The organism is Fibrobacter sp. UWB2 (genome assembly GCF_002210425.1).
In the GTDB taxonomy this organism is placed as follows: domain Bacteria; phylum Fibrobacterota; class Fibrobacteria; order Fibrobacterales; family Fibrobacteraceae; genus Fibrobacter; species Fibrobacter elongatus.
Genome location: NZ_MWQK01000003.1, coordinates 389,312 through 402,468 on the forward strand (window position 1 = coordinate 389,312; position 13,157 = coordinate 402,468).

Annotated in this window: 13 protein-coding genes and 1 tRNA gene; 4 read left to right on the forward strand and 10 right to left on the reverse strand. The window is 50.6% G+C overall.

Annotation, left to right across the window (positions count from 1 at the left end):
* Positions 1-783 carry a 16S rRNA (adenine(1518)-N(6)/adenine(1519)-N(6))-dimethyltransferase RsmA gene (rsmA, locus tag B7982_RS07725; RefSeq protein WP_088660241.1) on the forward strand — a complete coding sequence of 261 codons (783 nt, stop codon included), beginning with the start codon at positions 1-3 and terminating at the stop codon, positions 781-783.
* 62 nt (positions 784-845) lie between these two features.
* Positions 846-1,679 carry an MBL fold metallo-hydrolase gene (locus tag B7982_RS07730; RefSeq protein WP_088660242.1) on the forward strand — a complete coding sequence of 278 codons (834 nt, stop codon included), beginning with the start codon at positions 846-848 and terminating at the stop codon, positions 1,677-1,679.
* 5 nt (positions 1,680-1,684) lie between these two features.
* Here B7982_RS07730 and B7982_RS07735 read toward each other — a convergent pair whose 3' ends face one another.
* The 3 genes from B7982_RS07735 to B7982_RS07745 form a co-directional block, all read right to left on the reverse strand.
* Positions 1,685-2,476 (reverse strand): YggS family pyridoxal phosphate-dependent enzyme, encoded by a 792-nt coding sequence (locus tag B7982_RS07735; RefSeq protein ID WP_088660243.1) that lies wholly within the window; start codon positions 2,474-2,476, stop codon positions 1,685-1,687.
* Positions 2,477-2,552: 76 nt separating this feature from the next.
* On the reverse strand, positions 2,553-3,080 hold the full coding sequence (locus tag B7982_RS07740) for a hypothetical protein (protein ID WP_144065934.1): 528 nt from the start codon (positions 3,078-3,080) through the stop codon (positions 2,553-2,555).
* Positions 3,081-3,098: 18 nt separating this feature from the next.
* A complete protein-coding gene (locus tag B7982_RS07745; protein WP_088660245.1) occupies positions 3,099-3,413 on the reverse strand; it encodes a hypothetical protein in 315 nt (104 codons plus the stop codon).
* Between the two features lie 95 nt (positions 3,414-3,508).
* Between B7982_RS07745 and B7982_RS07750 the strand changes: the two genes are divergently transcribed.
* Complete coding sequence (locus B7982_RS07750) at positions 3,509-4,105, forward strand: hypothetical protein (protein WP_088660246.1); 597 nt, start codon at positions 3,509-3,511, stop codon at positions 4,103-4,105.
* 52 nt (positions 4,106-4,157) lie between these two features.
* Here B7982_RS07750 and lon read toward each other — a convergent pair whose 3' ends face one another.
* The 6 genes from lon to B7982_RS07780 form a co-directional block, all read right to left on the reverse strand.
* A complete protein-coding gene (gene lon / locus B7982_RS07755; protein ID WP_088660247.1) occupies positions 4,158-6,509 on the reverse strand; it encodes an endopeptidase La in 2,352 nt (783 codons plus the stop codon).
* A 123-nt stretch (positions 6,510-6,632) separates the two neighbouring features.
* Complete coding sequence (gene clpX / locus B7982_RS07760) at positions 6,633-7,886, reverse strand: ATP-dependent Clp protease ATP-binding subunit ClpX (RefSeq protein ID WP_014546087.1); 1,254 nt, start codon at positions 7,884-7,886, stop codon at positions 6,633-6,635.
* Positions 7,886-8,476 carry an ATP-dependent Clp protease proteolytic subunit gene (locus B7982_RS07765; protein WP_014546088.1) on the reverse strand — a complete coding sequence of 197 codons (591 nt, stop codon included), beginning with the start codon at positions 8,474-8,476 and terminating at the stop codon, positions 7,886-7,888. The genes clpX and B7982_RS07765 overlap by 1 nt, the downstream gene beginning before the upstream one ends.
* 12 nt (positions 8,477-8,488) lie before the next feature.
* On the reverse strand, positions 8,489-9,748 hold the full coding sequence (tig, locus tag B7982_RS07770) for a trigger factor (protein WP_088660248.1): 1,260 nt from the start codon (positions 9,746-9,748) through the stop codon (positions 8,489-8,491).
* Positions 9,749-9,792: 44 nt separating this feature from the next.
* Positions 9,793-9,872, reverse strand: a tRNA-Leu gene (locus tag B7982_RS07775).
* 41 nt (positions 9,873-9,913) lie between these two features.
* Positions 9,914-10,600, reverse strand: coding sequence for a bifunctional 2-polyprenyl-6-hydroxyphenol methylase/3-demethylubiquinol 3-O-methyltransferase UbiG (locus B7982_RS07780; RefSeq protein WP_088660249.1), 687 nt, complete (start codon positions 10,598-10,600; stop codon positions 9,914-9,916).
* Positions 10,601-10,630: 30 nt separating this feature from the next.
* On the opposite strand from B7982_RS07780, the gene B7982_RS07785 reads away from it, so the two are divergent.
* The gene (locus B7982_RS07785) at positions 10,631-11,866 is read left to right on the forward strand and encodes an oligosaccharide flippase family protein (protein ID WP_088660250.1); all 1,236 of its coding nucleotides are present in this window, start codon (positions 10,631-10,633) and stop codon (positions 11,864-11,866) included.
* Here the strand turns inward: B7982_RS07785 and B7982_RS07790 are convergent.
* Positions 11,786-13,144: an O-antigen polymerase gene (locus B7982_RS07790; RefSeq protein ID WP_088660251.1), complete on the reverse strand. Its 1,359-nt coding sequence runs from the start codon at positions 13,142-13,144 to the stop codon at positions 11,786-11,788. The two genes, B7982_RS07785 and B7982_RS07790, sit on opposite strands and share 81 nt — an antisense overlap.
* Between the last annotated feature and the right edge of the window lie 13 nt (positions 13,145-13,157).

The following is a 13,157-nucleotide window of genomic DNA, read 5'->3' on the forward strand; positions in this document are numbered from 1 at the left end:
ATGGATAGAGCACGCCGTCGCAAATTTGGACAGAACTTTTTGGATGTTGAAACCGCCACCGCCATCGCAGGCGATTTGCCCGCCGAAGCAGGCGAATTCGTCCTTGAGATTGGTCCCGGTCACGGCGCCCTCACGGAGCACTTGCTCAATCGCGGGCTAGAACTCACCGCCGTCGAAATTGACGAGCAGTGCGTTGACGTCTTGAACGAAAAATTCAAGAACTACAAGAACTTCAACATTGTTAACATCGACTTTTTGAAGTTTGACTTGCAGGCGTTTTTGGATGCACACGCAAAACCTTGGGTTACCGGCAACTTGCCGTACAACGTAAGTACAGCAATTATAGCAGGGCTTATGCCGCGTTTGCACTTGACCAAAGGCTTTATGGGAATGGTGCAGCTCGAAGTCGCCGAACGCATTTGCGCAGAACCTTGCTCCAGCAATTACGGGAGCCTTTCCGTGCTCGTTTCTGCATTTGCGAACACGCAGATTTTGCGCAAGATCGGGCCGGAACATTTCACGCCAAAGCCAAATGTCGATAGCGCGACGATGCTTTTGACACCGCGCGAAGATGCCCTCCAGGCGCCCGACGGATTCTTTGACTTTGTACGTACCGCATTCACGCAAAAGCGCAAGACGCTTGCGAATTCCTTTGGACGCAATTACGACAAGAAGAAAATCCAGGCGACCATTGAACTTTTGGATTGGCCTACGACCATCCGCGCCGAAGAACTCAGCCCCGAGCAGTTCCTGAATTTCTACAAGGCGTTTAAAGGTGAATAAGGAGATGCCCGCAAAAGGCACTGTCATCCTGGAGCCGAAGGCGATAGGAACCATAAGAGAAAATGAAAATTAAGATTCTCATAGACAACATCAGCGGTGCCGAAAAGCAATTAAAAGGTGAATGGGGACTTTGCGTCTACACCGAATTCAACGGCAAGCGCATTCTGCTCGACACGGGAGCCTCTGCGCAATTTGCGAAGAACGCCGCCATCATGGGAATCGACATTTCCAGAATTGACGCCGGCGTCTTGAGCCATGCGCATTACGATCACGCCGACGGCATGCAGGAATTCTTCGACAAGAACGACCACGCCAAATTCTACTTGCGTGATGCCGCCCGCGAAAACTGCTACCACACGCACAAATTCTTAAAGTTTTTCACATACCAAGAATACATCGGCATCCGCAAAGGAACTCTCAAGCGCAATGCCGACCGAATCGTATTTGCAAAAGGCGACTGTGAAATTTTTCCGGGAGTCACCCTCGTCGGCCACAAGACTCCGAACCTCGATGAAATTGGCAAGCGCGCCCACATGAGCGTCAAGGAAAACGGAAAGTACCGCCCCGACAGTTTCAACCACGAACAAAGTCTAGTCTTCGACACACCCAAGGGATTGTTCATCATGAACAGCTGTAGCCACGGTGGCGCGGACAACATCATCAAGGAAATCGAAGCGACATTCCCCGGCAAACAGATTTACGCCATTCTCGGCGGGTTCCATTTATTCCGCACACCCGATGACCGCGTAAAAGCATTCGCCGAACGCCTCCGCGATTTGAACGTTCAAAAAATCTACACAGGGCATTGCACCGGGCAACGCGCCTACGAGATTTTGCACGATGTGCTCGGCGACAAAGTCGAACAGATGCACACCGGCATGGAAATTGAGGTGTAGAGTTCCTAAGCGGGATCGTTCACCGGTTTGCTGTAATCGCGTTCGCCAAACAAGGCCGTTCCCACGCGAATCATCGTAGAGCCTTCTTCAATCGCGACTTCCAAATCAAGCGTCATACCCATCGAAAGCTGATCGAACTTTGCGAAGGCGCCACCTTTCGCAAGGAACTTCTGCTGCAAATTACGCAAAAACGCAAAGCATTCGCGGCTGTCTTCAGGAACGCCCGTATTCTTGCCAATCGTCATGAGACCGCGGAAACGCAAATGCGGGAAGTTTTCGCTCTTGCCGTCGACAGCTGCGCCCGCGCGGGCCTCAAGGTCGTTCAAAAATGCTTCAGCTTCGTGAACATCCAGGCCGCTCTTCGTTTCTTCTTCGCCAGCATTCACCTGGAACAAAATATCGAGAACTTTGCCCTGACCATTTGCAGCTGCCGCACAGACCTTTTCCAACTTTTCCACCGCTTCGATACTTGCAATGGAATGGATGCAGTCGGCCACGAGCGCCGCCTTCTTGAGCTTGTTACTTTGCACAGGACCAATCACATGGCAACGCACGCGGCTTCCGTCCTTTGCCGTGCGCGGTTCAGAAAATTTGAGTTCCGCTTCTTGCACACGGTTCTCGCCAAAATCGGTGGCGCCCAAAGCAATCGCATTTTCCACAGCTTCTGCCGGGTGGAACTTGCTCACCCACACAAGCTTAACCGAATCACGGCTACGGCCCGCAATCTTGCAAGCCTCGCCAATCCTTGCTTCGAGAGCTGCAAGGTGCTCGCGCATTTCATCAAGAGTGAATTCCATAATAACAGTAAAATCAGTCGCGCCGACGGCGCTTTGAGGTTAATTATCAAGCAGAAATTAGAAATTTTTCAACCCATCATAAAAACCAAGGCAATGCAATCAACGTACCAATCGCAAATACGACTGTATAACCGACTAGTAAAAATTTAGGCGATTTTTTCTTAAGTCCATCACCGCAACAATAAGTCAAAAGTTCCATATTTAAAAATGCGTACGCCACAATTGCCATATTCAATATAATCAAAGGAATCAGTATAATCCACACTATATTTCCCAATACGGCTGTAACTACTAATGGCCAAAAAGGTGTTGTCGCCAAAAAACATATCATAGATTTACTTTTCTGACGCTTCAAACAAAACAAATACAACAATGACAGTGGAATTCCAGCAAGGAATGGAAGATATAAGCTCGCAGCAAACTCGCCTATATAATTAAAACTATCCATGTTCTCTCTGCCATAGGCATCATTAATGGCAACTTCTTTTTGATACCAAAACCACGGCAAACTAAATAAAACCATATTCATCAACATACAAATGATGACTGGCCATTTCTTTACTACAAATTGTTCTTGATTTTCAGGAGTTCCCACATCAATCATTTCATTCCCCATCCATCGTTAAATCATCCTTGACTTCAATCGCACAATCAGATATTTCATTTTGCTTATCGGACGTTTCCAAAGTCTGCGATAGAAAAGCACCAATGGCGCCCCAAACGATATCGGTAAAAAAGGAGCCAATATAATCGCTATAAAAAAATCAGGTCCAATATCAGATTGACTTGGATCTTCTAAACCCATAAATCTTATATAACTATACGCAAAAGCAATTGCAAATATAATTGCGGGCAAAAGTAAACAAAAAGCCTCCACTATCATAATGTGAATAACTTTCTTTTTTTCAAAAACATATAAAGGCTTAGATTTTTGCATATTTTCCAAAATACAAAAATTACAACCCCCATTTCATCTAATTTGATTATATTACTTGTATAAAGTATAATTGCTTTTTAAGAAGGACCTAAACCATGCGAAAGATTTTTTTGCTCCTACTGTTTTTCGCCTCGTTCGCCTCAGCAGGCTTTTATTTTGACTTTACATTATCGCCAGTTATTCGGCATCTAGAAGCAACCCACACAACGCCAGAATCGTTGTACCAAGAATACAAAGAAGAATACCTTGGATACAATGGCGTAGGTGGACTTGTTTCAACGCGTTTCGGCGGTTTAATCAAGGGCGTTGTCGCCATTTACGGAAATATGGAACTTGAATTAACTAGAGGTCAGGCCAACGGCTGGAACAAGAAAAATCGCGAACGTTCAGCGTCCATCTTCTACGGAGTGGGTCCAGGAGTAACCGTTTATCCATTTTTCAAATCATCCGGAAGTCTTCAAAACCTTTATTTATCGACCCTAATGAATATCCAAATCGGCGGTGGCGGCGGAATCGGTCTTTTAGGTGGCAACTATAGATTTGAAACGGGCTATCTGTGGCAATCATCCGAACGATTCTATTCAGGCATCGCCATAGGCGCCGACGTTCTCGCCACAGGAGGTTTTGACAGTCATATAAAAGACGAAAAAGGCTATTCCATCTGGATTGGATTTAAACTTATTCGTAAATAGCAAAAAAGGCCCGCGCACATCACTGTGGCGGGCACTTTTTTTGCACAATTAATTACGCTTTCTTCGCGCTTTTTGCGACCTTCGGCACTTTGAACAAAATCTTCACGATTTCGTCAATATGCTTGTGCGGGTAAATCTTGAGGCCCTTCTTCGCCGGGTCCGGAAGTTCCGCCACATCCTTCTTGTTGCCTTCCGGCAAGTGGAGCGTCTTCACGCCAGCAGCGAGTGCAGCAAGCGCCTTCTCGTTCAAGCCGCCAATCGGGAGGCAGGCGCCCGTAAGACTCACTTCGCCCGTAAACGCAATGTCCGGTGAAATCGGCTGCTTCGTAAACGCACTCAAGAGGCAGAGCGTAAGCGCAATACCTGCAGAAGGTCCATCCTTCGGCACAGCACCTTCCGGCACGTGAATGTGGATGTCCGTCTTACGCACAATCGCAGGGTCAATGCCAAAGCGTTGCAAGCGTTCACGAACAAGCGAAACAGCAATCTGTGCCGATTCCTTCATCACGTCGCCAAGCTTACCCGTCAAAATCAGCTGACCCTTGCCGCTCAAGAGCATGCATTCAATAGGCAAAATTTCGCCACCGACACTTGTCCAGGCAAGGCCTGTCACAACGCCCGGGCGGCCCGGTTCCGGCAGCTGGTTGTCCAAGAATCTCGGAGCGCCGAGGTAATCCTGAAGCACCTTCGCCGTCACTTCCGGCTTGATTTTTTTGCCCATCACAATGTCTTTTGCACGATGGCGCACCGCACTTTCAAGCACGCGTTCGAGTTCACGGACGCCCGCTTCGCGCGTCCAGCCACGCATCACGGCGTTAATCATCTCGTCACTGAAGCTCACCTGTTCGCCAAGCTTCACACCCGTGCGTTCACAGATGCGCGGGAGCAAATACTTACCCGCAATCTGCAACTTTTCATGCGGATAGTAGCCCGGCAAGCGCACCACTTCCATACGGTCGCGCAGAGCTTCCGGAATTTCGCCTTCACTGTTTGCCGTCGCAATAAAGAGCACACGGGAGAGGTCGAGCCCCACTTCCATAAAGTGGTCGGTAAAGTCATGGTTCTGTTCCGGGTCCAAAACTTCGAGCATAGCGCTTGCAGGGTCACCTCTAAAATCGCTTGCCATCTTGTCGATTTCATCGAGCAAAATGACCGGGTTCATGCACTTTGCACGGCGCAAAGCGTGAATAAATCTACCCGGCATCGCACCAATGTAAGTGCGGCGGTGACCACGGATTTCAGCTTCGTCACGCACGCCACCAAGCGTAATGCGGACAAAGTTACGCTGCATCGCCGTTGCAATCGATTCCACGAGAGTCGTCTTGCCAACGCCCGGAGGGCCCACAAGGCAAAGGATCGGAGCGCGGCGTTCCGTACCGGTAAGCTTCAGCACGGCCACGTATTCCATGATGCGTTCCTTGACCTTGTCGAGGCCAAAGTGCTTGGAATCGAGTTCCGCCTTCACCTTCTTCATGTTAAGAACAGTATCGGTATAAACGCCATACGGGAGTGCCAAAAACCAGTCCACGTAATTGCGGCTCACCGCGTATTCCGGGGAGGTCGGCTGCATCATGCGCATGCGACCGATTTCTTCTTCGAGCTTTTCTTCAATCGCCTTGCTAAACTTCTTGGCCTTGATTTTCTTGAGCAACTGGTCCGGTTCCGAAGCACCGCCATTTTCGCCGTCCAGTTCATCCTGCAACTGGCGAATCTGCTCCGAGATAAACCATTCCTTCTGCTGCTGAGCCATCTTCTGGCGCACGTTCTGCTGAACGCGAATCATCACGTTCTCGTTTTCCTGCGCAACCTGCATCAGGCTAATCAAACGATCCGCAAGAGCGTCAATCGTTTCCATTTCCAGAAGTGCCTGCTTCTCGGAAAGCGAAATCGAGAGGAACGGAATCATCCCGTAAAATGCGTTGATGTGGCTATCCATCGTAAAGAGCGCTTCGACCATGCCTTCGGCGATGTTCCTGTGCATGGCATACTCGCGGAACATGTTCAGCACATCTTCAAACTTTTCGCTCTTGTCTTCGGCCTTGATAAAATGTTCTCTCGGCGAGACCGTCACCTGCAAAAAATTATCACGCAAAGCAATCGAACGGAGATCCACAATGGAATCGCCTTCCAGCACGACCTTCACACAGCCATTCGGGAACGGCGTCACATTCGCCACGCGGGCAACCACGCCCACCGAGTAAAGGTCGAGCATCGGGTTGTCGAGCGTTTCCTGTTCCACATTCTTCTGTGCAACCAAGATAATTTCGTTGTTATGATTCTCAGCAAATTCCAGAGCACGCAAGGACATCTCGCGGCCCACCAAAATGCGTCTAGTCGTCAGCGGAAATACAACAGCATCCCTCAGAGGGAGCAACGGATACGTTTTATTAAAGTCAAAAGCCATACACTATAAAGATAGTATTTTGAAAGGTCAGGGAACAAAAAAGCAGTCACCGTTTTTCGGCAACTGCTAAGATTTACATTCGTGAAGTCGCAGCATCTAGGAATCCGCAACCCTCTACAACAACTAGGACTTTTTCTTGTTGTGCGTGAGGCCTTCCTTCACCATTTCGACAGTCACAGTGAACTTCTTTTCGCCAGAGCCTGGCATCTTGAACATAGCCTGCTGCAGCACGCGTTCCATCACGGAGCGGAGCCCACGTGCACCCGTCTTGCGGGTCATCGTTTCGCGGACGATTTCCTTGAGGGCATCGTCTTCGAATTCGAGCTTGATGTTGTCCATTGCAAACAAGCTCTTATACTGCTTCACGAGAGCGTTCTTTGGCTTCGTCAAGATGTTGAGGAGAGCCGTCTCGTCGAGTTCTTCGAGAGCAACCGCAATCGGCAAACGTCCGACAATTTCCGGGATGAGGCCGAACTTGATCAAGTCTTCCGGCTCGAGCTGCTTGAAGAGTTCGCTCAAGCTGTTTTCGCTTGCAGTGTGGATATCGGCACCAAAGCCCATACCACCCTGGTTCACGCGCTGGGAGATAATCTTGTCCAAGGTTTCAAAGGCGCCACCGCAAATGAACAGGATGTTTCTCGTGTTCACCTGCACAAGCGGCTGTTCCGGATGCTTACGGCCACCCTTCGGCGGGACCGATGCAACCGTACCTTCCAAGAGCTTGAGGAGCCCCTGCTGCACGCCTTCACCGCTCACGTCTCGCGTGATGGAGGGGTTAGCGGTCTTCCTTGCAATCTTATCGATTTCGTCGATAAAGATAATGCCACGTTCAGCTTTGGCCACATCGTAATCGGCAGCCTGCAACAGGCGCACGATAATGCTATCGACGTCTTCGCCCACGTAACCAGCTTCAGTCAAGACCGTCGCATCAGCAATCGTGAACGGCACGTCCAAAAAACGGGCCATCGTCTGCGCCAAGAGCGTCTTACCCGAACCGGTCGGGCCGACCAGGAGCAAGTTCGACTTTTCGACATCGACATCGTCCTTGGACTTGTGCGTCTGCTTGTAGCGCAAGCGTTTGTAATGGTTGTAAACCGCCACAGAGAGCGCCATCTTTGCACGGTCCTGCCCAATGACAAAATCGTCCAAGTGCGCCTTGATTTCGGTCGGGAGCGGGAGCGGCTTTGAAGAAATTTCCTTCGCTTCCTGTTCCTGTTTCGTACGTGCCAAGTCTTCTTCAAGAATGCGGCTGCACATGCGTATGCAATCACTGCAAATATACGCACCGGCACCGGTGATCATCTTTTCGACTTGTTCTGCCGGCTTTCCGCAAAAACTGCAGCTTACAGCCGGGTGGTTCTTGCCACTACGGTACATTAAATTCCCTCTTTACGCGGCACAAAAATTTCATCGATGACGCCAAAGGCCTTAGCTTCTTCCGGGCTCATGTAAAAGTCGCGGTCCGTCTTTTCGCGGACTTCGTCGACAGGCTTTCCGGTATGCTTAGCGACAATTTCGGTAAGCGTATCCTTCGTGCGGATAATTTCCTTGGCGGTAATCTGAATATCTGTAGATTGTCCAGTAGCGGCACCCGACGGCTGGTGCAACATGATGCGGGAATGCGGGAGCGCATAGCGCTTGCCCTTTGTACCTGCAGCAAGGAGCACGGCGGCCATCGAAGCACAACTACCAATGCAGATCGTAGCGATATTCGGGCGTACGTGCTGCATGGTATCATAAATGGCAAGCCCTGCCGACACGTAACCGCCCGGGCTGTTGATATACAGCGTGATATCCTTTTCCGGATTCTCGTATTCAAGGAAAATCAACTGGGCCATGACGTTGTTTGCCACTTCGTCGTTAATCGGCGTGCCCAAAAAGATGATACGTTCCTTGAGAAGTCTGGAATAGATATCGTAAGCGCGTTCACCGCGCCCGGTTGTTTCAATGACGGTAGGGATGATCATTTATTCCTCTTATTACTTTGTTTCTTCAGCAGCCGGACGGATACCGACGATGAAGTCAGCAGCCATCTGGAAGCGAAGTTCATCGCGCAGCTGGTTGATACGGCCAGACTGGCGGAAGTGGTTCTTCAGATTTTCGAATTCCACGTGGTAAGCGTTAGCCATCTGCTGGAGGCGTTCGTCAACGAGAGCCTGCGTCGGCTTGATCTTTTCCTGCGTAGCAACGAATTCGAGAATGCGGTGCTTCTTGATTTCACGGATAGCTTCACCGGAGAGTTCATTTATCTGTTCTTCGGTCGGTTCCACAACGTCCTTTTCGCTCTGGGCATTGCGGTTGAGCGTCCACTTGATGAGGTCGTAGATGCGAGCCTTCGGCACTTCGAACGGGTTAGCTTCGATGAGCTTGTCGATAGCTTCGTTGATAGCCTTGTTCTTAGCAGCGTCCTTCTTCTGGGCGGCGAGGCTTTCAGCGAGGTTGTTTCTCAAGTCAGCTTCGTCCTTGACGCCAATCTGCTTGCAGAAATCTTCGTCCAAAGTCGGCGGAACGATTTCGCGGACGTCCTTGATTTCGACGTTGAACTGAGCAGTCTTGCCGCGGTAGCGTTCGTCCTTGTGGTCATCCGGATACTTGAAGTTGATTTCCTTCTTGTCGCCGGCCTTAGAGCCCATGAGGCCTTCGTCGAATCCCGGAGAAGCGGATTCACCGAGGAGGGAGCGGAATTCCTTGTTTTCCGGAAGTTCCTGCTTTTCACCGTCGATAACAACTTCGATATAGTCGCCAACGACAACGTCACCCTTCTTGGCTTCGCGGTCAACGTGTTCGTCCTTGCTCCACATCTGCATGAGGCGGTCGAATTCGGCCTGGACTTCTTCTTCGTGGACGGCGGTAGCCGGAACGGTGATGCCCGTGTCAGCGTAGCCCTTGATGTCGATTTCCGGATCAACTTCGACTTCGACCTTAAGTGTGATGTCGCTCTTTTCGTCGTCGTTGAAATCCTTCACGAGCATCTTGCCGACCGGGATGATGTTCGCCTTCTTGAGTTCTTCCTGAACGATAGAGTTCACGACTTCATCGACAGCTTCGTGACGGATGGACGGTCCGAACTGCTTCAAGATCATGGACTTCGGCACTTGACCCTGGCGGAAGCCCTTCAAGGCGACCTGCTTCTTGTACTGAGAAAGCTTCTTTTCGAACGGAACCTTGAGATCACCCTGCGGGATTGTAATTTCAAGGGTGCGCACGGTTGCGCTTGTTTCTTTGATTTCAGCGGACATATATACTCCGGTATACGGTTGTTAAAAAGGTGATAAAAAAGAACTGCGAGGGGTGGGAGTCGAACCCACACACCGAAGTACCAGATCCTAAGTCTGGCGCGTCTGCCAATTCCGCCACTCTCGCGATTTCAAGACCAAAGATACAAAAAATTGCCTAAAAACGAATCACCTTTTTTCGATGATACCGTAAAAACGGGAAGGGTAACGCTTTGGAATCAGGCCAAGCTTGTTCAGTACGCGGAACGGGAGCATCAAAAGGCCAAGCGGCCCTCTGAAACAGTCGCGCAAGAGCCTGATACCAGCCCCCGGGAACAAGTAGTCGCCCATCGTGAGGCGATACTCCACACCAAGGGAATCAAGCATCTGCTTCATCTCGTCGTACGAAAAATGCCACAAGTGGTCGGATACCGCAATATGCGCATACGTGAGCCCGCATTCAAACAAAGTGTTAAAATCGTCCGTACACGGGAGCGAAAACACCACGCGCTTTTTGGCAGCCCCGATGGCAGACTTCAAGAAGTCCACCGGATTTGGCACATGTTCCAAGACCTCGATCATCATGACCGTATCGGCAAGGTTTTCGCCAAGCGGTTCGCCCGGTTCAAGCAATTTAGTCTTGAGTCCGTTCTTCTCGGCAACTGCAAGCGACTTCTCGTTGATATCGGCGACAGTCGTGTCAAAGCCCGCCTTCTTCATCTCGAGCGAATAGGCGCCCGCTCCACCACCGAGATCGAGAACAGTCTCCCCGCGAACTTCGCGAAGCAAGAACTCGACCAGTGGCCTGTGGGCCTCACCCGGCTTTGCCGGCGGACCCGGAACGAAGAAAGAACTTTGACCTTGCAATTTTCCCATAGCACAAATATATAAATTATCTTTACCTCCATGTTTCAAGCTTTCCGCAATATAAGAATCGGTGTTTTCATCGCATTTGTAAACCTCCTTATCCAAGGAATTTCATTTTTTGTCCAGAATTTTATTGCGCGTAACCTTGGAACCGCCTCTTACGGGCATTTCGGGCTGCTCCAGACCGACTACTCCATCTTCTGCGCCATCGCCGATTTCGGCATGACGACCCTCATCCTCGCCTTTTTCGGGAGCCGTGCCACAAAAGGTTCTCTTTTCAGGAGCATCCTCCAGCTTAGACTTTTCTCCGCCGTGGTTGCCGCACTTCTCATGGTCGCCTTCGCGTTCGCATTCCGCTACAACCACCCGATTTTCTACGGCGAACTGATTTTCACATTCGGGCTCGTGTTCCAGCATGCGTTTTTCGACTGGTACTTCATCTGCGGAAAATTCTGGAAGCGTCTCTTCGTCTCGAAGCTACTGCACACGATTTCGTATTCCGCGGTCATGGGAGCGGCCCTACTCTACTTCAAGATTGAACGCATCGAGTTCATTGCGCTTGCGATGGTGCTTGCCGCCCTCCCCGCATTCTTCTATGGCGTCACGCAGGCGTTCCACGCACACCTCTTAAAAATCACGCGCCGCACGTTCCACTTTATCGCGCTCATGGTCAAGGCGGGCATCCCGTACGCCATTTCGAGCTTTGCCGCCTTTGCCTACCTCCCCATCGGGCTTTACGTCGCAGATAAATTCGCAAGCGCCGAATTCCTCGGCTGCTATAACTTCGGGCATAAAATTCTCGTGCTCTGCTCGGGCATCATGGTTCACTTCATCTCGTCGAACCTCATCACGCTCCATTCCACGCACGACAAAAACCTCCACCTGAAAGACATCGCGGTATTCACGCTGTTCATTGCGATTTGCTCATCGCCCCTGTGGTTATTCCCCTCATGGATTTTAAAAATTCTCTTCTTTGCAGCCCCGTGGACTGACGCTACGTTACAGACAAGCGCAAATATTTTACAGATACTTTCGTTCTCGCTCATTTTCCAGGCCGCACGCACCACGCTCATCTCGACACTCCTCAAGGAGCACGCTACACGCGCCTACGCCGTCATGGTAAGCATCGGCGGAGCCTCGAACGTCATCGCCTGCATGCTCGCAGGCCTCTATCTCGAAAATGCAATGATACCGCTATTTGCACTCACAGGCGATCTCGTGATCACCGCAATCCTGTTCGGGTATTTCACCCACCACGGCAGGGTCCGCTGGTAAAATCGAGCGCTTGCCGCTGCTCACCGTGCAGACAAAGAAGAAGAACGACATCCACACCCAGTACATACTTTGCTTGTAACCGGTCGTGAAGTTCCACAGGATAATCCACATCATGAACGTCGCAGTGAGCAAAAGCATAAACGGATTTTTCGCAACCGCCATCCGGTGGTAGCAGAACGTAAAGAGCACGCCAAAGAAAAACGGCAACAAGAAGATTCCGGGGAGACCGAAGTCCTTGTACGCATCCCACAAGTACGGAATCGTATTTAAGCCTGTGTACTTCACCACGCTTTCGTTAAACGGCGTATCCCACCCAAAGTTCGTCTGGAGCCCATCACCAATGTGCAACAGGTGCGTCACGCCAAAGAACGCGTCAATGCCGTACGTCCAGTCGTGCTCAGGGATATCGCTATATCGGTTGAAGGCGTAATCCAGGTTCCAGTAGTTATTCGCCACGTACTTGTACGGGAGCAGAGCCACTTCCTTTGCAATCTTACTGTCAGTCACATCGGAATTGCCATACTGCCCCTTGAGCGATGCCACCGCTACAAAGAAGATGCAGACAAACACCGTCACCACCGCAAGCGAGCGCCATGAAAAACGCCCGCGCAAGTAGTTGAACAAAATCATGAACATGCCAAGGCAAAGCATGTTGATACCGCGGCTCGGGTACGTCGCAAACGAAAGGAGAATCGTAAACACCACCATGCAGCGCGATGCATAGCGCACCCAGCGCACCGGGTTCATTGACTTAAACGATGCGACTGCAAAAAGGCCAACCACCATTGCGCCCGACGTAAAGAAGTCTGCGTACTTGAGCACGTCGTTATCCTTACCCGTGAGCCACTGCGACGGATTATCCGTCAACAGTACCAGGTTCCCCGCCACCGAGATGACGCCGAGCACGCCCACAAAGAAATACGCAAACGCCGAAAAGCTGAGGAAGAAATGGCAGACCCAGTTGTACTCGCCATGAACCTCAAGCTTCTTCTGCAGTGGCGGACCACCAGACGATTTCCACGCGAAATCCGTCACATAGCAACCGACCAAAAAGCAGAACATGCCGCCGCCCCACACGAGCCACGTCGAATAGTTGAAGTCCGACATCATCGGCAAGAACTGCAAATAGGAGACGCCAAGCATCACCATCTGCACCAAGAAGTACAGAGTCGACGGGCGGAAAAAATCTTCCTTGAAAATAGAGACAAGCACCAAGGCAACGAGAGCAAGCGTAAACATCACGCTTGATTCTGGATGAGCAAACAACGCCTCCATCATGCCTTGACGCCCC